20 protein-coding genes are annotated in these 19,785 nt (G+C 49.6%); 4 read left to right on the top strand and 16 right to left on the bottom strand.

Going from position 1 to position 19,785, the window contains the following annotated elements; translation table 11 throughout:
* Positions 1–73: 73 nt before the first annotated feature.
* Entirely contained in the window at positions 74–739 is a 666-nt protein-coding gene (locus A3193_RS12750) for a c-type cytochrome (RefSeq protein WP_069003849.1), read from the top strand.
* 58 nt (positions 740–797) lie between these two features.
* On the opposite strand, the gene A3193_RS12755 is transcribed toward A3193_RS12750, so the two are convergent.
* From A3193_RS12755 to A3193_RS12820, 14 genes are all read right to left on the bottom strand, one after another.
* Positions 798–1,307, bottom strand: a complete 510-nt coding sequence (locus A3193_RS12755; RefSeq protein ID WP_069003848.1) for a hypothetical protein — start codon at positions 1,305–1,307, stop codon at positions 798–800.
* Positions 1,308–1,351: 44 nt separating this feature from the next.
* Positions 1,352–2,179, bottom strand: coding sequence for an ABC transporter permease (locus A3193_RS12760; protein ID WP_069003847.1), 828 nt, complete (start codon positions 2,177–2,179; stop codon positions 1,352–1,354).
* Positions 2,180–2,195: 16 nt separating this feature from the next.
* Positions 2,196–2,741: a nitrous oxide reductase accessory protein NosL gene (locus A3193_RS12765; RefSeq protein ID WP_069015012.1), complete on the bottom strand. Its 546-nt coding sequence runs from the start codon at positions 2,739–2,741 to the stop codon at positions 2,196–2,198.
* Positions 2,731–3,615, bottom strand: coding sequence for an ABC transporter ATP-binding protein (locus A3193_RS12770; RefSeq protein ID WP_069015013.1), 885 nt, complete (start codon positions 3,613–3,615; stop codon positions 2,731–2,733). Before A3193_RS12770 ends, A3193_RS12765 begins: the two co-directional genes overlap by 11 nt.
* A gap of 4 nt (positions 3,616–3,619) precedes the next feature.
* Entirely contained in the window at positions 3,620–4,594 is a 975-nt protein-coding gene (locus tag A3193_RS12775) for a NapH/MauN family ferredoxin-type protein (RefSeq protein WP_069003844.1), read from the bottom strand.
* 1 nt (position 4,595) lies between these two features.
* Positions 4,596–5,486 (bottom strand): 4Fe-4S binding protein, encoded by an 891-nt coding sequence (locus A3193_RS12780; protein ID WP_069003843.1) that lies wholly within the window; start codon positions 5,484–5,486, stop codon positions 4,596–4,598.
* A gap of 14 nt (positions 5,487–5,500) precedes the next feature.
* Positions 5,501–6,943, bottom strand: a complete 1,443-nt coding sequence (nosD, locus tag A3193_RS12785) for a nitrous oxide reductase family maturation protein NosD (RefSeq protein WP_083218757.1) — start codon at positions 6,941–6,943, stop codon at positions 5,501–5,503.
* Between the two features lie 51 nt (positions 6,944–6,994).
* Complete coding sequence (locus A3193_RS12790; RefSeq protein WP_235614997.1) at positions 6,995–8,182, bottom strand: hypothetical protein; 1,188 nt, start codon at positions 8,180–8,182, stop codon at positions 6,995–6,997.
* Positions 8,183–8,358: 176 nt separating this feature from the next.
* Positions 8,359–9,108 (bottom strand): c-type cytochrome, encoded by a 750-nt coding sequence (locus A3193_RS12795; protein WP_071932363.1) that lies wholly within the window; start codon positions 9,106–9,108, stop codon positions 8,359–8,361.
* Positions 9,109–9,281: 173 nt separating this feature from the next.
* Positions 9,282–9,605, bottom strand: a complete 324-nt coding sequence (locus A3193_RS12800) for a c-type cytochrome (protein WP_069015014.1) — start codon at positions 9,603–9,605, stop codon at positions 9,282–9,284.
* Positions 9,606–9,787: 182 nt separating this feature from the next.
* On the bottom strand, positions 9,788–12,085 hold the full coding sequence (nosZ, locus tag A3193_RS12805; protein WP_069015015.1) for a Sec-dependent nitrous-oxide reductase: 2,298 nt from the start codon (positions 12,083–12,085) through the stop codon (positions 9,788–9,790).
* 278 nt (positions 12,086–12,363) lie between these two features.
* Positions 12,364–13,809, bottom strand: coding sequence for a metal ABC transporter solute-binding protein, Zn/Mn family (locus tag A3193_RS12810; protein ID WP_069015016.1), 1,446 nt, complete (start codon positions 13,807–13,809; stop codon positions 12,364–12,366).
* Positions 13,806–14,141 (bottom strand): hypothetical protein, encoded by a 336-nt coding sequence (locus A3193_RS12815; protein ID WP_069003838.1) that lies wholly within the window; start codon positions 14,139–14,141, stop codon positions 13,806–13,808. The genes A3193_RS12810 and A3193_RS12815 overlap by 4 nt, the downstream gene beginning before the upstream one ends.
* Before the next feature lie 241 nt (positions 14,142–14,382).
* Positions 14,383–15,141 carry a pentapeptide repeat-containing protein gene (locus A3193_RS12820; RefSeq protein ID WP_162272435.1) on the bottom strand — a complete coding sequence of 253 codons (759 nt, stop codon included), beginning with the start codon at positions 15,139–15,141 and terminating at the stop codon, positions 14,383–14,385.
* A gap of 387 nt (positions 15,142–15,528) precedes the next feature.
* Between A3193_RS12820 and A3193_RS12825 the strand changes: the two genes are divergently transcribed.
* From A3193_RS12825 to A3193_RS12835, 3 genes are all read left to right on the top strand, one after another.
* Positions 15,529–16,368, top strand: a complete 840-nt coding sequence (locus A3193_RS12825; RefSeq protein ID WP_069003837.1) for a MipA/OmpV family protein — start codon at positions 15,529–15,531, stop codon at positions 16,366–16,368.
* Positions 16,369–16,507: 139 nt separating this feature from the next.
* Positions 16,508–16,822: a hypothetical protein gene (locus A3193_RS12830; protein ID WP_069003836.1), complete on the top strand. Its 315-nt coding sequence runs from the start codon at positions 16,508–16,510 to the stop codon at positions 16,820–16,822.
* 390 nt (positions 16,823–17,212) lie between these two features.
* Positions 17,213–18,112 carry a rhodanese-like domain-containing protein gene (locus A3193_RS12835; protein WP_069015017.1) on the top strand — a complete coding sequence of 300 codons (900 nt, stop codon included), beginning with the start codon at positions 17,213–17,215 and terminating at the stop codon, positions 18,110–18,112.
* Between the two features lie 83 nt (positions 18,113–18,195).
* On the opposite strand, the gene A3193_RS12840 is transcribed toward A3193_RS12835, so the two are convergent.
* Both A3193_RS12840 and A3193_RS12845 read right to left on the bottom strand, forming a co-directional pair.
* Complete coding sequence (locus tag A3193_RS12840) at positions 18,196–18,627, bottom strand: FliH/SctL family protein (protein ID WP_069015018.1); 432 nt, start codon at positions 18,625–18,627, stop codon at positions 18,196–18,198.
* Positions 18,628–18,869: 242 nt separating this feature from the next.
* A complete protein-coding gene (locus A3193_RS12845) occupies positions 18,870–19,655 on the bottom strand; it encodes a choice-of-anchor U domain-containing protein (protein ID WP_069015019.1) in 786 nt (261 codons plus the stop codon).
* Positions 19,656–19,785 lie beyond the last annotated feature (130 nt).

The following is a 19,785-nucleotide window of genomic DNA, read 5'->3' on the forward strand; positions in this document are numbered from 1 at the left end:
GCTGAAAAACATGCCAAGATTCTCTGCACGTGGTGGTTTCGGTTTAGCCCTGACTTTCTGAGAGAAAACGACTATGCAACTCACCAAGCAACTGATTCTTACGATGATTTTGCTGCCAGCATCCTCTTTTGCCATCGATCTGGAAAATGGCGAGGAGATTAATGAAGTCTGTGCCGGTTGCCATGGGGAGTATGGACAGGGTGGTAAAGAGGGGGAATATCCCAGACTTGCCGGCATGCCGAGCGCTTTCCTGGCCAGGCAGCTGCACCTGTTCCGTGACCGACAGCGCCCCAATCTCGCCATGGTGGAGTATGTCGACCACCGGCAGATGCCTGATGAGGATATTCGGGATATTTCCCATTTTCTTTCACAGATTGTACTGAAAACAAAACTCCCGCCGGTGGATGAAACCTCTGAGGATTTCAACGCCTACGAACGTCTGTTGGCCTCAAAACGGTTGATGCAGATTCCCCGTGCCCCGGGAGATATTGAGAAAGGCAAGAAGCAGTACCGCAAGGAGTGCGCATCCTGTCATGGGCGTGACGGCATGGGCGATATGGAAAAAGCCGTGCCGATGTTGGCTGGACAATACACCAGCTACCTTTGGCGACAGGTCAAAAAATACCGTAACGGTATCCGCATACATGATGAAGAGGCGCCCGATGATGAGTTACTGGCGGAGTTCACAGATCAGGAACTGACCGATATGTTCGCCTACCTCTCGATTCTGGACGATTAGCCAAACAACTCTACGCAGCTTCAACAGGCCTTGAACGGGCAAAGCCCAGGCTACCAACCTAATCTTCACTTCCAGGCAACGGAATCCCCGGTCTGACCGTAATGAAGCGATACGGCATGGAGATCAATCCCTGCCCGGTTGATATCAGCACTTTGGCTTCCCACTCCATCGCATCCCAAACACAGACCGGCAACATACCATCCCCCTTGAACTCACCAGCGCCAGCGTCATTCAAGGTCACTCGGTTAAAACCCATGTTCATATCCACACCGGTAAAATCGACCTGAACCTGATCGGCCTGTATACCTTCCAGTGAGACTTGCAGATGCAACGGTTTCACCAGAGGTATCTCCCTCGGCTCGATCGCAAAGCTGACACGCACAGCATCATTCAATTGGGATACACAGGGGCCGGCGCGAAGATCGCAATCGGGATCAAGCTCCCCTGATCGGGTCACTTCTGGAAACAGAATCGGTTGTGCTTTGTAGATCGCAACAGCAGACACGGCAATTGTCAACAGGCCGGCCAGGATCCACAATTGGTGTTGCCCCTTAATCAATACTGCCATTGCGCACTCACCTGCCACTTCACCGAGTAAACCACATACATACTCTAAGGTAGATCACTGCGTTTGAAATATTGGTATCCCAGGGCAGCGCATAGTGTTCCTAGGGCGATCGGATAGAGCATGGCATAGACGATATATCCGGTCTGACCGAAACTATCCAGTATCACATATGCTGTCGGACCGAGCAGCACCAACTGTGGATCAAACAGCATCATCGTTGCGGTGCGAAACACTTGCATCGGATTTGCCAGGGCAATACCGACCGCGGTTTCCGGCGGCAACTGCTCCTGAATCAAAACTCCCAACAGAATCAGATCCAGAAACAGCAACAGGGTCAGCCAGACAACGAAGGCCGCACCCTGGGCCACGTCGGCACTGCGTGCCAAGGTGGAGATCAACATACCGATGCCGAGAAAACACCAGGCCAGCGCCATCAGCAGGCCTGTATAGTAGACCAACAGATGCCAGGGTGCCGACACACCTTTGAGCAGGCCCCAGGCTGTGGCACCCAGCATCGCCACAAACACTGGCAGGAAGACCACGAAAAACCGGCCAATCACCCTTCCCCAAAACCAGGCCCCGAGGGTAATCGGCAGGGAGAGAAGATACTCAAACACCCCAGCCTCCCGATCGCCAGCCACCGAGCGTACCGTGGTAATCAATACAAAAATCGGCAATATCGCCATCGAGAGTTGAATGTAGGTTATCAACAGGCGAGAGAGACCAGTAAAGCCCATGATCCGGGATTCCGCCAGGCCGAAGGCGAACAGAATCACCACCAGGCCACCGAACACCATGGCATAAACCATAAACCAGCGTGCCCGCAGTGACTCTATGATATCGGTGTAAGCTGCCAGCCAAAGGTATCGCATCGGATAGATTTCCTGTTCAGTCGACTGTCCCAGTCGGTGGTTGCTCTGTTACGCCCTGTCGGCGCTTTGCCTGTTGTTTCAGACGCTCCATCAGATGCACCCCATGGTGATCGAAACGCTTTTCCACCTTGATGATATGCTGTTTGGCCTGCTCGAAGTTGAGCCCACCGGGAGCCGTCTCCGACTGTGCGCCAAGGCCAAACTCCATCGGCGTAAGGTTGCCTTCCACATAAGTGGCTTTACGGGCATCGATCCAATCCCCGGTTCGATGATCGGCCACCCAGATCTCGGTGTTCGGATCACTTTCCCAGGGCTTACCTGCCAACCAGAGAGTGGCACAGCCGATATCATCGAACATCGCCACCTCGGTGCGTTTCTTATCAGGCGCAAGATAACGAATCTGGGCTGCATGAAAATGGTCGCTTACAACCATCCGGCACCGCTCGCAGGCATCCCTGTCCCACTTGACCTCTTTGGGGCCTGTGCCGGTATCCCCGGAGCAAGCCACCAGCATCGCCAAAAACACAGAGATACCAAATTGCTTATAGCTTCTAAACCACATTGATTGAAGCCCCCTGCTGCTGCTCAACCTCACTGATCTCCATGGCGGATAGCAGTGCGGCATAACGTGAGAGCAGACCGAGAAACCGTAAACGATCTGGGCCTGCGATATAGCCATCCCAAACCTGACCGTTTTCTGATGCGCTGAATCCCCACTCACCGATCGCCTTTGCAAACGCCTCTTCCGCCTGAATCAGACGAATTCGGCAATAGAGGCGTGAAGAAAGATCGACCAGGTCGGCCACCCGGTCATCGAGTACGATCTCTCCCTGATCCATTTCGACGACCCGATTCACCAGCGCAGCCACCTCATCGAGACGATGACTTGAGATCAGCATCGCAGCGTGATCCTTTTTCCCCGCCAGCAACTTGAAAAAGATATGGCGTGCCTGCGGGTCGAGATTGGCAGCAGGCTCATCCATCACCAACAGTTGGCTATCCCGGCCAAGGGCAATGGCAATCAGCAACTTCTGTTTCTGACCACCGGAGAGTTTGACGAACGGCTGTTTGTGGAAATGTTGCGCATCGAATCCCAGCTCTTCCGCTACCGCAACCATCCGTTGCGGATCGGAGTCGCATAAACTGGCGGCAAAGCGGATCAACTGCCCAACCGGCATTCGCAGTGGCGGCGGCAACTGAGGTACGAAACCGACCTTGGAGAGTACTTCGCGACGATAAAGCCTGGGATCTTTGTCATCCACCAGAACTCTGCCATGACAGGTATATTCACCCAATAGACAACGAATCAGAGTTGTTTTCCCTGCCCCGTTGGAACCCACCAGCGCAACCCGTTGGCCGCGTTCAATGGTCAGGTTGATACCCTTCAGCACCTGATGCCGGCGAAAATGTTTAACGATGTTTTCGAATTCAATCATAGGATCACTTCAACATCTTGCTCAATCCCTTGACCTCATAGGTCAGGGAGTCGGTTGGACAGACATCCACACACATTCCACATCGGGTACAATCGGATGAGACATCCTGATTGACATCCCGTGCACCGCTACGGATCGTCAGCTCCAGTACATGGGGCACCAGACAGACCTTGCGGCAATCCCCCTCATGGTGACAGGCCTCAGCGTTGTATTTGACCCGCACCGGTGATAACAATCCGACCACGCCGTAAGTCACCCCGATGGGGCAGACGTAACGGCACCAGGCACGACGTGAATAAAAGATTTCAAATAGTAACAGCAGACCGACCCACACCAGCGCCAGACCTGGGCCATAGATCAGTGCACGACTGAGAATTCCGGTCGGCGAGATTGTCTCAAACACCGTATATCCCGTGATTAACGCCAACAACGCAAATACCACGTAAAAGACAATACGCACCTTACGGTTGAAGGTATGGTTCTTGATCACTCTCTTTTTCACCAGCCACAGGTGCAGATATTCAGCCCACTCTGACAACAGGTGGTAGGGACAGACCCAGGAGCAGAATGTCCTCCCTCCCAACAGCAGCCACATCAAAAAAACCGTGACGATACCGATCACCAGGTTGAGCACAATATGCTTATAGGCCAGTGCAACCTGTAAGGCAGCATTCAAATCGGCGAAATGAAAACCCATCACACGCGCACCGGTCAATGCCCCTTCCACCAACTGCACATCGAAATAGAAAGAGGCCACAAACAGCATATTGACAAAGATCAGGGTCGCCCAACGGCGTTTTTGCCACTTACTGAGAAAGGTACTCTTGTGTGCGTGGCGAACCGCTTCCACATCCGCTTTGCTGAGTTTGCCTTTTTTACCTGCATAGATGGCCTGAACTTCCGCACTCTGTTGCTGTTTCGATGGTCGTGGAATCTTGTTACCAATCAGATGTTCAATCGAGTCTTTGATATAGCTCATCTCATGACTCCTTGACCGTATCGGCGTTCTTATCCAGATCGACCACAATGGCAGCACTCTCCACCGGGCAGATCATCTCGCAGACACCACATCCGACACACCCTTCCTGCACCACTGGTTTCATACGCACTACCCCATCCCCCAACTCAACCGGTTCAAGTGTAATGGCATGTTTTGGCGGACAGGCATTGCCTATCTGTTGTGCCACCCGGGCAACCGGTTGGTCTGTTTTTTCTGATTCCGCTGCTTCGCATTGGGTGATTCGAATCTCGATCGGACATTGACGCACACACAGATCGCATATCTCAAGATCATAGGGGTGGTCTGAAACCGGTATGGGGTTCCACCGATCGACCTCTTCATATCGCAACAATCCCCGGTAGTCTGCACCTCGCGCCTGCCCCTTGAAGCCCTTCCCCTGCATTGCCAAACAGGCCTTGGGCCTCGCAAGCCGGGCAAAACCCATACGCGTATCGGCTGGATAATCCAGATCATGGGTCAGTGCACCGGTTGGACAGGCCAATACGCACTGCAGACCGTCACAAGAGAAGTCACAGGCCTGCTCACGGGCATCGATATAGGGCACACCGATACCGAATCCATCCAGCAGATCAGCCAGTTTAATCGCCTCCACAGGACAGACCTGAACACACTGACCACACTTGATACACGAAGCATAGAACTGCTGCTCATCTTGCGGCGTCTTAAGTGCACCGGGGGGACGCAGGCGTAATGAGGTGCCTTGCAACACAGGAACATAACCCAGCATGGAGGCACCAATCATACCGGCAGCCAATACTGAGGAGCGTAAAAACTCCCGACGACTCTGTGCTTTGCGCTTTGGTGTCAGCGTAGGCTTTTTTCTCTTTACGGATTGCTTGTTGTCACTCATGTCGTTTTTCTCTTTCAACGCCCGAGCGACTCGCGCAGAGCACGATAGGCATCGTATGTCTCTTCCGTATCGGCTTGAATCTCTGTTTCATTGACAACCGGAGTGACTTGATCTGGTTCATCAACACTCGCCACCTGTTCTGCCAGGTCAGACGACATCATCGGTTGCTCGTCACGCACCAGCATATTGGGTTGAGTAAACGGCGCCAGACGTTCGAGAAAATCCATCACTTCAAGAACCGGGGAACCTTTGAAAAAACGGGCTGAGGGTACGTCCATCCAGATTCGATCGGCATAACTGAAAAGTTCATAAGGCTTGTCACCGACCTGATCACGATTCTGGTCAAAACCCTCATAGTCATCCCAGTAGTTTCCCTGCCACAGATTACGGTTGGCTGTTTTACCACCACCAGAGACAGCGACTTGAGTAATGTTACCTTTAAAGCGATTGTTTTTCAGAGTATTGCCGGTCCAGTCGTTAAGGAAGAGAACCCCAATACCACTGTAGGCGACCAGATTGTTTTCAAAACGATTCACGGTATCGGGTTGGTAGGGAGAGACATCCAGGTAGAGCCCTGTGGCGCAATAGAGTATCTGATTACCTGTCACCACCACATCCGAGGTCTCCTTGAAACCGATACCCATGCCGGTGGCGCCGGTTGCATGGGCAATATAGTTGTTCTTCAGGTGTACTCCATCGCTGTACATCACAAAGATACCGACAGAGTTATCCTCATAGTGATTACCAACAACTTCATTATATTGAGCATACATGAAGTGCAGGGAGTAACGACCACCTCGGGCGTCGTTCCGCGCAATCAGGTTATCCCTTGAGTACCAAACCACCATATCACGTGAATCCCTAATGATATTGTCTGTGATCTTGTTATCAAAGCTGTACCAAAGTCGAATCGCATCACCCCTGATACCTAAATCGAAGGGCTTTGATGAAATTCGATTGGCACGTACGATATTGTTTTTAGATTGCTGCAGATCTACGCCGAACAAACAGTTATCGATCACATTATCCTTGATCACATTGAAATCGCCGCGCACCTGCACACCCGAATCGATTGTGTTATGCGACTCACCGGAGTTGGTTAAATGTAGGTTCTTTATGGTTGCGCCATCCGTATCCAGAACAACCACCGAACCCTTTCCACCCGCATCGATGGTAACCTTCCCCTGTCCATCCACCGTAATTGCATCGCTTATGGTAACCGGACCAGCGTAAGTTCCAGGAGGCGGAATGAGAATACCACCGGGCTCGGTATTATCGACAAGCGTTTGAAAAGACGGATAGGGTTCTGTTGACGCAAAAGCATAAGACACAGTTATAGACAACAGCAGCAGTAACGCTACCGACAAGAGGGCCTGTCTGTCCACTGCATTTACAACAACCAATTTACCACTCTCAATTGGTTTATTGTAAAAAGTGATCTTCAATTTCAGGTTCATGAGTTAGCCAATAGAGACCACATCAATTCACACTTCAAATCGTGATTAAGACTATTCCTGTTTCTGTTTGAACTGCTTAAATCGAATCAATGCCGCTGCTGCCAGAATCAAAGAGGACAATACCATCAGACCAAATCCCTTGTAGGGATAGGAGTGAGTTGTAAACTGCGCAACCTTGCCGTCACCGAAAACCGTTGGCATAAACGGTTTTACGGAAAACGCCCCCATATCATTGAGGGTATGTCCGTACCACCAGAGCCAGGCTGAGTAGTCTATGACAAAAATAACCGGTAGAGCGATTGGCACCAACACCAACAGCCAGTAAAAAAGTCCACCATTCTTTCGTGCACCGAACAGCAACAGAACCATGGCGCCCAACAAGCCGATAAAAACGACATGGATTGCCAGCTTGAGATTCTTCACCATCGGCACTATCTCTTCCTGGTTGTTAAAATAACGACCAAGACTCTTCGCATAATGCCAGGACATGACTTGGAAGGCACTACCATTCCAGGGCGCCATCTGATCGGATTTTACCTGATCAATATCATAGGTCAGTTTGAGCTGCTCGATGAGATGAGATTTTTTTACCTCACCCTCTTTTGCCTGCTCCCGTTTCGCCTTTTCAACCTGTGATGGCAGGATCACCTCAACACCCGACTCCTCCAGAGAATCCTTGAGCACACCGGTAATACCACCAATTACGATTTCAGGCTCACTGCTTTCCGAAGTCGCCTCCTGATCGAGCGATGTCACCAGAGCACTGACATAACCGGTATTCAACAGCTTGAATCCACCATCGCCATACAACGCAAACCCCATCCATACCGCGATAACGGTAAATCCGCCACCTAGAATCATAATCCTCAGTTTCGGCTTGATACACACAAAACCCAATAACATGACACCCATGAATACCATCAGGAACTGACCGAAACCTCGCTCGACAGGCCCACCTGCAGCGATCGGATACATACCGACATAGTGGTTGATGGTGTCCATCTCATGCACACAGTCCAACGCCTCATCCTCAGCGATCTCCGCTTTTTCCTGTTTCTCACAACCGTTGAATACACCATTCATATGAAAGTGAATTCTTACACCATCGGGAAAGGATTCAGCTGGATAATTTGGTGCAGTCAATGAAACCCACCATATCGGTGTATAGAATATGACAGTCAGTAGCCCCAATGCGGCCAGGGTGAGCACGGCTACTTGAAGCGTTTGCTTAGACGGCATGATGATTCTCTTGAAATGAAGTAAACAGGCTTGAGTGGCGTATCCATTCAGGCATCTTACGGGTTGGATCGAGGACCCAACCTATCTGCTGCTTGCTACCACACTCCAGAGCACAGAGATTGTCAAAAGGGAGAAAAACCTGGCTCAGGGTGCGAAGCAGAGCAACGATCAATGCACTAGTCGTAGTCAGGGTTCTGCCAATCCTTGGAAGGTGCAAGCAACTCCTTGGGCACTTGCATACGCGAGACATAGTTAATAACCATTTGCATATCCTTGTCGGAGAAGTTCTTGATCTGCTCTACCATCTCCGGGTTTGCATTGCGACGCTTGCCGTCACGAATCCACTCAAACTGACGCAGCATGTAGGCATAGTGTTGACCATGGATCTTCGGATAGAACTTTTCATCGTCACCTTCACCATTCGCGCCATGACACTGAGTACAGTTGTCATCATACAGCTTCTTGCCTTCAGTGAACTCAGGGAACAACTGATTCCATGGCCCCTTACCATTATCCGGATTCATCGGTAACTTGGCGATGTATGCGGTAACATCGGCAACCAGTTGTGCGGGTTTGATCTCACCGGCATGATATCCTGAGGCAGCCATAATCTGATCATCCAAAGCGAATGGATACATGGTGGGATTATCCCGGTTCTGTGCCCGGATATCCGCCAGCTGTTTGATCAAGACGTTACGATGCTGCCCGGCGAGTTGAGGGAAGGTTCCATCCGAAAGCCCCCAGCCTTCCAACAAGTGGCAGGCAGAGCAGACTTCATAAACGGCAATTCCCCGTTCCCGGTCAGGGGTCAGCAACATGGCTTCGTCTTTTTCGCCACCAGCCTCATTCCATCCAGCACCAGCACCGCCACAAGCAAGTAGACCCAATGCTATGGTCACTGATTTGATTATCGGATTAACATTCATGATTCATTTCTCCACTCCCCTGTGATGCAAGGGGATCATTTAGCTTCTTAGCCTGGCGCCAATACGTAAATAATATTGTTTCAAGAACTGTTCACAGTGTGCCACGGGGTATATTAGATAACTTTGATATACATCAAACTGGATACCCCGATTACCGCTTCTAAGTGGCCCTTTCAAAGCGTGCTCAACCAATCGGCAATGGCACGCATCTCCTCGTCATTGACCAATCCCATTACACCTTTCATGGCGGCTGATTGACCATTACTGCGGACGCCTGACTTGATATCTTTCATCTGATTGTAGGCGTAGTCTGCGTTTTGACCCGCAAGCTTTGGATAGATCGGCATAATCGGAGTTTGTGCATCTTTACCATGACATGACCAGCATGTTTTGGTTTTATAGAGCTCTGCGCCATCAGCGGCTTGAGCATTCGTGGTAACAGCCGATACCAGCAACAGTGCAGTTCCGACAAAAAAGAGCTTTGAAATTTTCAACATACTAATTTCCTCTTTTGAAATGAGCGGTTATGTTCCGATGAGGGAACTCATAAACGTTTAGGCAAGTGACTTCAGTGATATATTTGCTCAATTAAACCTTGCCAAAATTGTGCCAATAAAATGGTTAAACGCAGAAAGGGGCCCTAAGACCCCTTTCTCTTCAGTGCTCAAACTTGAGCCGGTTATTTGACCTTTTTAGCTCCATGCTCTTCCAGGAAGGTCTTTGCGCGTAACCCAAGATCAGCCGTTTTCACTTGATATTGCCACCATTGACCTGCCCACAGGGTGGCGTTCTGGTAGTCACCCTTCGCAGCGAAACCTTCAGACTTTTTCTTGGCCTCTTCTGCAAAACCCAGCTGGTCTGTTGCATCTTCCACCAAGGCTACGACTTCAGGGAAGTCTTTGTAGTTATGACTGGTGATGAAGCCGACAACGGAATCGATAACAGCTTGAGTATCAATATTGGTCTTCACCTGTTTCTCATAGTCAGCCTGGGTATACTTGGTACCTTCCTGTATTTCGGTTGTGGTGGCCACGTACCCTTTTGGTTTGACTAACAGGTAACCCTGCATTTCCAGATGCAAGGCGGAGCAGAACTCGGTGCAGTAGTAGGGATAGACACCGGCTTTATCCGCTTTGAATGTAGCCGAGACTGTCTTACCAGGTTCGATCGAGAGATTTACATTCTGACCGTAGAGTGCAAATCCATGGGTCTCATCTTGGGCGCGTTCCAGATTGGTAAGATGAATGGATACCGTTTCACCCTCTTCCACTTCGATGATTTCCGGAGTGATATGGGAGCGGATCACTGTACCGTAGACATGTACGATACCATCATCACCTCGTACAACCTTCTCACGTCCGGCTCGTGTCTTGTAGGGTGACTTCTTGTCAGAACGACTGTCCCAACCAGACTTATAGCGTACAGCGGGCTTCAGTTTGTCTGCTTTGATGGCGACCACATAGTGTGGTTCACCCAAAGGTAACGGCATATCGTAGAGCAACTGCATCTTGTCACCGCTGATATCGATCAACTGATGATTCTGCGGGTGCAATGGGCCGACCGGATTGAAGCGATCAATTGCAAGTTTATTCAATGAAACAAGATATTTACCATCCGGTGATACGGAATCACCCTCCATCGCAACCAGATGACCGATATTGTAGTGGATATGCAATTGATCCAGCACCTTACCTTCACAATAGTCCCACTTGGTTACCATTGAGTCGACATAGATCGAGGTATAGACCACACACTCCTTGGCATCGTATTGGGTATGCAGAGGACCAAGCCCTACCTGAACCTGAGTATGCAATGCATCTTTCATTGCTATGATCGGGATACCATAGGGATCCTTACCTTCAAACTTCTTCTCTTTAATCGCTTTTTGTATCTTCTCCCAGCTGTAGACCCAGGCATGGCTGTCCAGCTTACCGGAGACGATGATATGAGTGCCGTCCGGACTGACGTCAACACCATGCGGACTTTTTGGTTCTGGAATCAGATAGAGCAGACCTTCTTTGACAGCCTGCTCCATTGGGATCATGTAAGCACCCTTGGACTTCTTTACTTTGCCGGCAGCAACCAGCTCGGCAGCTTTTTTCCAGTTTGTCACATGCAGAAAATCGGTATCCTTTTGTGAACAGCCTGCTTCAAAAGGAGGGCGTCCACGCTCGATACCACCGACATATCTTTCAGAACAGAAAGAGTTTGTGAAACCCCAACCCATGGAAGGCCCCTTGCCCGCATCGGAAAGGTCTTGACTATAGGGAGGCAATTCAAAGGTGAACGACTGCGAAGGATCCAGGCGACCCTTTTTATCGTCAAACTTCCAGTAGGTTACTGCGCCACGGTATTTATCGTTAAACTCCTCCAGCGGTACAAATTCATCTTCAAACGGTGCTGCATACTGGGAAGCTTCCATCACATATTCGGTATTCGGTGTAACAAAAGCACCACCATGTTCCGATTTCATGAATGGATTGACCACGATCTGTTTGGTCTCGAAATCGTGCAGATCGATAACCGCCATACGTGGGTTGGCTTTATCATTGATAAACAGATATCGGCCGTTGTATTCCCCATTGGTCTCAGAGAACGCCGGATGGTGGGTATCGCCGTAGTTGATATCCTTACCCTGTATTCTACCTTGGGCCAGTACCGCTTTTGACTCATCATCAAACCCGTAACCCTGCCAGGGTTCAGGTGTGAAAACAGCAATATATTTCAGTATCCTCATCGATGGGATACCGTATACGATGACCTGTCCGCTCTGCCCTCCGGAGCTGAAAGCCAGGTATTCGTCACGCCCTCCCGTTGGCGTATAGGTTTTCGCTGCCGCTAGCAGATCCTTCTGTGATAGTCCACGCGCTTTCATGACATCTTCAAGCGCCGACTGGGACCATGCATTGGTTGCAGCTGTCAAGCCAATCCCCAAACCTATGCCCAATGCGGATATACGTTTCAAACTATTGTTCATCGTTCCCCGTCCCCGTGATTATAAAGAGAAGACACATTTGATATATGCCGAGTAGAAAGATATTCAACAAATGCCCCGTCAACCTCATTGATTTAAGTCAAATGTCAAAATGACAAGGCAATTTAGAGGCAGAAATTTTTAGTTTTTTGTATCAACTGCCAGACCAATACCACAAAGAGATACCACGAATACTCAATTGTAAGTACTCCTGTCTATCACAATTTCAATAGATCAAATTTTTTAATAATGGATGTGTGTGAGCAGGTATTACTGGTCCGTTACTCAAGCAGCCGGTCAAGTTTGGATGCAAGTACCTGAGGAGAGATTCCATGTGCGAATTTATTAATGAACCGGCCACTCGGATCGAGCAGATAGAGACTGGCAGTATGATCCATCAGATAGAGATCAGGATCGTCAGATGCCTCATCCACGCGCTCGAATCTGGCTTTGAACTGACCGGCAACCCGTTCAATCATCGCTTCAGATCCTGTAACACCAATCAGACGTTCGTCGTAATACTCGACATACTTCTTCATTACCGCAACACTATCCCGCTGCGGATCAATCGTAATGAAGTAGGGTTGAAACTGGGTTGCTTTGTCACCCAGTTCATTCAGCGCCTGAAACATGATCTGCAGAGAGGTTGGACAGATATCCGGGCAGTAGGTATAACCAAAGTAGACAATTGCAAACTTACCCAGCATGGTTTCATTGCTCACCAGTCGGCCCAGATGGTCAGTTAACAAAAACGTCCCTTTACCAATACCCTCGGCGGCAACCAATTTATCCTGCTGAGCAGCACTCCTGGCCTTTCTCGCCTGCACCATATCAGCATTCAGGCAACGCTTTATCTCATCCGTATTATGCGCCATGAGTTCAAAGTAGAGATCAGGACCAGGTGACAGTCCAATGCCGAAACTATTCAAAACACCCTGATTGATATCGGTCTCCTGAGTCAATAGAGCAAGATGCTGTGTTGGGAAACCACGCTCAGATAACAGGCACACAGCTTCACCGGAAGCGATCCTCTCACGTATCCGCAACAATCCTCTGGCGTCTGTCTGTTGTGTCGGCGAACCGCTCAGGTGATCAAGCACTTTGAGGGCGTAGGCCTGTTCAAAATATTGCAGGGTGTCATGATACTGAATACCCAGCCCCGCTTTCATTCCCCGATAACCATACTCATATTCACGGTCGATGCGCGCCAAACGGGCCAGCACGGTCTGCCGGTTACGTTCATACAGATGTGTACGTTTCGTATCCATTTGCTGCAGGATAAGTGTCAGATCATCAAGCATAATCATCAGATTACGATTATCCAGCCAAAAGTGTGGATCGCGCTGTTGTTGCTGATGTCGGGATGGCAACACCTTCAACCCGGAATGGGACAACAACTCAATCACCTCAGTATCTTTCCCCAGCTCTTCTATCGACTTTGCAAGTGAAGATTCCAATTCCGAACCGACCCAGAACAGCAGATCGGCTTGCTGCATGCGCTGCCACTGTTCAGGTGAAGGTGTAAACTGATGGGGCAATTGGCTATCGTCGATCAACAGTTCAGGCTCACCAATCCCTAACATCAGGCCTGACAGAATGGAATGCAGTGGCTTGATCGTTACCACAACCCGAAACTCACCCTCGGCTTCTGTCCCATTACCCACCAGCGGCCACAACCAGGCAGAAAGCATCAACAGGATCAGGCCATATTTTCTGTTATTGCTCATGGCCTCTGATACACCGCATTCAATTTTTCAATCGCCAGATCAACCTGTTGCTTCAATCTATCGGTTGAGGGACAAACCCGATTGTCATTGATGAACGCCATAAACGATTTATTGGTCTGATAATCAAACAGTTCTCCCAATTGGCGTTGTTTGGGTAGCGTGTTCACCAAGACCTGTTTGATCCTTTGTGTCTGATCAACTCTTCCACACTGCAGGGCAACACCATTCAGCGAACCAAGCGCACGAATGGCTGCTAACTGATCATCGCTTGCAGCTTCCGCTCGAACCACGCCGAACAGGATTGACAACAGCAACAGGATTCGTGGAATCATGAGCACCTCTTAGGGCCTGTTGACACTGATTCGACCGGGCGGGTCCGGAAGCCAAACCATCCGTGTATGACAGGGCCAACCCGGGTCCTACAAATCACCAACATCTTCGGCTTGATAGAATTTTTGATACTGAGGCTCTATTAAACCTTAAGGTTTCCTCGAACGATTTGATTGATATCAAACTGCAGAGTTTATTGCGCCAAGGGCTGCTGGAGTCTGTTTTATTGTAAATAACAACGGGTTAGTGATTATCTGAAATCCCAGGAAAATCTCTCGCCACCCCTTTTGCCCCTGTCAGATCGACAGACTGAACCCGTGCATTGACAAACCGCGCTCCCTCAAGATTGGCCTCCCTGAACAGGGTCTCGGTCAAGGCCACGCCATTCAGCAGAGAGCCTGACAAGTCCGATTGGGAAAAATCCGCCTGCTCCAGGGCCGCACCGGTCAGTACGACCTGGCGTAGACTTGTCCTCCTGAGGGTACTGCCAATGAGAACAGCCCGCATCATAAATGCGTGATCAAAAACACTATCATCCAACTGACTCTCCTCCATTGAGATATCCTTCATATTGGCGTTGGAAAAATTAGCGCCGCTTGCACTGGCCTCATTGATACTGGCACCAAATAGGTAGGCATTGGTGAAATTGCTTTGATTGAGAGAGCTTTCATCAAAATTAGTATGAAACAGATCCGCATCGGTAAAATCGGCGGCATTCGCCGCGCAACCAGAGAGCATTGCCCACTTTAAATCCGCTTTCACCAGGATTGCCCGGGAAAGGTTACAATCGATCAGCCGGGCATTTTGAAAATTGACACCACTCAACCGACTACCCTGCAGGTCAACTCCATTGAGATCCCGACCGCTGAAATCACAGTGGGTATAGTCATGCCTGGATACCGGCGAGTCACAATCCCCGATCGGCATGGGCTGTGGAGGTGTCTTGCCTGACGACAGTATCGGCATTGTCAATAAAAGTGAAAACACGATTTGTTTGATCACCTTTCCTCCGAGAGAAATCATCACCTGTAACAATGTATCTTCTTCAACTGTTTAAAGGCACTATAGGCAGCCGCTTGATTTTTGAAAAGGTAGAAGCCGTCTGTTGTCAAACTTGATCAGCCACCCTTTACAATTTTGCGTTGATTCGACCGCCACGTCTGCGGATAGCGAAGCTAGCGCAATAGTGATTCGTCGTGCACCAAGGCATTATTTGTCTGCAAGCATGGTGAATGTAAGTTACACAAAACAGCACTACAGGATAGAATGTCCCTATTTCAGGCAGTGTAACCTCACTGTTATGAATTGAGATTGAAATTTCTATAAAATACAGCGCCAATACAACAGACTGAGTTTCAACAGGATCCTTCTCTCTTTGGGAAAGTTTTGATGACACACAACACCGTTTTACGAATATTCTTGGTCACTCTACTCATCGCACCACTTTCAAGCCTCGCGGAGGAGAAACCTCTGTGGGAGGCCGGAATTGGCATTGGTGCAATGAGCTTTCCTGCCTATCGAGGCTCTGACAAGACACACAACTTCCTGCTGCCTGTACCCTATTTCGTCTATCACGGTGACTTTCTCAAGGCTGACCGCCATGGTATCCGTGGCAGTCTGTTCGATTCGGAGCTGGTTGATCTGACACTGAGTTTTTCCGCTTCACCGCCAACCAACAGCGACGATATCGATGCCCGTGAGGGTATGCCTGACCTCAAAACCACCTTTGAGTTTGGGCCCCAGATCGACCTCACCCTGTGGCGCAACGAGAACCGGACACGTTCACTCAGACTGCGAATGCCTGCCCGTGCCGCATTTACGGTTGAACGTTCATCAGAGTCCATCGGCTGGGTCTTTTCACCCAGACTCAATCTGGATATCACCGACCTCCCAGCAATGCCTGGTTGGAATCTTGGTTTTGTCGCCGGACCGATCTATGCCACTGAGGATCAGCACGACTATTTCTATGGAGTTGATCCCCAATATGCGACGAATGAACGACCAGCCTACCAAACCAGTGGGGGTTACAGTGGCAGCCAGTTTCTATTTACCCTATCCAAGCGCTTTGAACGCACCTGGGTTGGTGCATTTGTCCGTTATGATACTCTGAGCGATGCCGTCTTCGAAGACAGCCCACTGCTCACCGAGGATAGCTTTGCAGCAATCGGGGTAGCCATAAGCTGGGTGATCAGTGAATCAAAGACACGGGTCAATGTGGAAGATTACTGATACCCAGCCAGAAAACACAACCCTTGTCTGCCAGAGAAAATCTGATACCGTAGGCTCCACCAGTTCGCAGCTTGGGTAGGTCTGCAGGCTCCACCCTGACCGGGTTCCAGCAGAATCAAGATAGAGGCAGAGATAGAATATGGCGACAATAAGAAAAGATTTTGACTCCTACAAAATCTGGCAATACAGCGGTCATAAATATGAGGCCGTGGTCTACTGTTTCCATGACAACGTTAGAGTTGGCGAACTGATATTCCTCAAGGATGACGTCAAACCACCTCAGAATAGACTACAATCAGACAAACCAGTCATCCATTTCCCGATCAGTCGATTCAACGACATTATTTCAATCCTCAGACATGAGAACCCACTCTGCCTGTTTCTCAACCTGGAGAAACAGATCGGTATGGTCGCCACCTCAGAGCATGAGCCGATTGGTGAAGAAGAGAGCTGAGGCGGGGAAATCCCAACTACTATATGCGCCTTGATCGGGCCAACTGAGCATTCTCAAATCCTGCTATTAAACCGCAGGTGATAAACACATGATCCATTCAATCCAGTACAACGACACGAATCTCCCCCCTGGACACTCACTTCATGAGCAGGCCTTTTGAGGCTCATTAGTTAGGGCCTTGTAACACGAATCCAACAGGCCCTGAGCCGTTCTTAATAATTAAGCAGTTCTTAATAATTCTGGGCTAGTTTGATCATGTTGACCCGATTAGCGGCTGTGCATCCGGATGGCAGCTTCTATCCAGGCTATTGGGTTATCCATCCATGCCACACACAGTCGCACCAATGTCAGGGATCAACCTAAAACAATCAATAAAACAGGGAGATACGGATGAGATCATATCCAAATCAAAAAACGGCCAAATTTGTCATTGCAAGCCTATTCTTTTCGACCTCAATCACCGTGACCACGCTTACGATCGCACAGGATGGAGAGTCAGATGGTAACAGATACTATCTGGAGCGCTTCTATCAACAGGATATCAGTTCTGCCAAAGCCTATTTAGGCATGCTGGGTAAACTTAAAGAAGATCGCGCTGAGGATGATTCGGAAAAAGAGGATGATGATGAAAAAATTACCATCATCGATGTCAGAGACGCCACTGAATATCGTATGGGTCATCCTAAAAAAGCCATTCACATGCCATACCCACGGATCTATAGAGAGTGTGTCGATAACATGAGGACAGAAGATGGGGCCTGCGCCAGTGGTACGGTCTATCAGGTCAGGCAGGATCCGGAGAGCCTGTTTCTGCAGATCGAAGGAAGAATAGAAGACAAGCAGACACCAATCGCCACGCTATGCCGAACCGGCTTTCGCAGCGTGCTTGTTGCAAACATTATCTCCAAGCCAACGACAATCTGTGATCTGAAAGGTTATACCGGAAGTGAATATGATGATTGCATTACCACATACCAGGATAGAGGCTATGAAAATGTCTCCAATATCTGGCAGGGATTCGTCGGTCAACCCATGGCTGGGATCATCAGTTCCAGCGGCAGTCGATACGTTGTCGGCGATGATCAGACATTGACAGACCTAACCCTTGCTGACGGTTCCATGGCAAAGGGCTTTGTCGCCTATGATCTCGATTTGAATAATGACGGAACCATCAGTAGTGATGACAAGGATGGGTGGCGCTACCATCAAAATCTACCCTATTCGACCAAGATGAAAAGAAAACTGATCAACGCAGAAGCTGACGCTATGGGCTATTACGACCTACCATGACTAAAAAACCCACCTGGATCACAATTCGATTCAGGTGGGTTGAAACTCGTGGTCAAGACAGGATGACCAGAGCATCAAAAGCTTCAGTTATAACACTTGTATCTTCTTCCGGAACCAAGATACAGATGACTGTCATAACAGTTTCTACGACGCATCTTCTTTCTCATCTTTTTACGTAAAGATTCGATACTACCCTGCTCATATCCATCCTCATAACCGTGGCGGTCACCCTTTCTGGTACCTTTTCTGTAGCCCTTTTCATAACCGACCTTGTAACCGCGTATGTACTCTTTTTCATCGAATGACCTTTTCGAGTGCATACCATAGTATCGATCCTTGCCATCACGATAGCCTTCACGATAGCTGCGTTTGTAAGCCTTGATATAACCATCTTCCAATCCGTCGCTGTAACCGGCGTCATAACCCTGCTCATAGGCATTGCTCATTGCCGAAGATGTGCCCACATAAAAGAGAAGGATCAATGTTGATAAAGTAATCGCTGCTGCACGTTTCATTGTTAGCTCCATCATTGTGTCTGTACTATGGAGCTTAATGGAGGGCGTATTAACGGAAGCTGAACGAGATTGTCGATATCCGAACCGGGGATCGTACGATCAGAATGGACCAACATGGCGCTGCCAGCTGCCCTCGCTATACTGAGCAATCATCAGACGAACACCTGAGTTGGCTCAATCCCGCTCGACACCAGGAGGAAACATCCCCCCCTGGTGAGAAACAAGTCCCGAACAGTGACTGGTTAGAGATAGGCCCGTTTGATCGAACGAACAGCTACAGCGCCGTCAAGCAGGGCAAGCAACAGAACCACCAGGTTGGAGAGTGTCGGAATCGGCCGCGCAGCACCCGGGAATCCCGGACCACCCTGGTCCACAATCACTCCATCATCCCCGGTATCATCACCCAACACATTGTCAGCCAGGGTGAACGAAGCTGTTGCTACCATTGATCCGGCCGTACCGTAGACCACACCCGGCAGGGTATACCAGGAAGCAGAAGGCCCACCGGGCGGTACCGGACCATACTTCCTGTAAACACTCGATACCAGAGAGGTCGCACCAGGCATATGGTAGTAGACGGTAATATCAGCGGTTTCACAAGGCAGGGTAAATTCCAGCAAGCCATAGGGATAGAGATAGCCGAATGGATCCGCTGCGGGCATTGAGCCAATCGCTACAGCTGCCACCGCCTGTGCGGTGGCACAGCCTCCCCCAACCTCCAGGGTGAGATAGCCGCTCCCGGTCGCATCCGGCAGGGAACTGACATTCGACTGGAGACTGTCGGCGGTACCGTCATTATTGCCATCACCACCGTTTGGCCCGGCATCCTCAACCGCCAAAGCCACGCCATCACCATCATCTGCCACTGTGGTAAAACTGATCTGGGGCCCATAACCAGTACCAATGCCATTGGTGGCAAAGGCTCGTACAGAATAGAGGGTTGAAGGCACCAGACCTGAGATATTGCTGACGAAGGCGCCTAAGCCAGTACCATCCGAGCTGCAGGTGTCAGCGACCGTTGGATTCATGAGGAGACTCCAGCAGACTCCACGTGCAGTAAAAGACCTTGTAACCTTGTTGACTCATTCCCTGTTTTGAATAACCCTTCCAGTTACATGATATACAAAGTGAATTTAATCTCAGGATCATAACTGACCA

Origin of the sequence: Candidatus Thiodiazotropha endoloripes (assembly GCF_001708965.1) — a bacterium.
GTDB lineage: Bacteria > Pseudomonadota > Gammaproteobacteria > Chromatiales > Chromatiaceae > Thiodiazotropha > Thiodiazotropha endoloripes.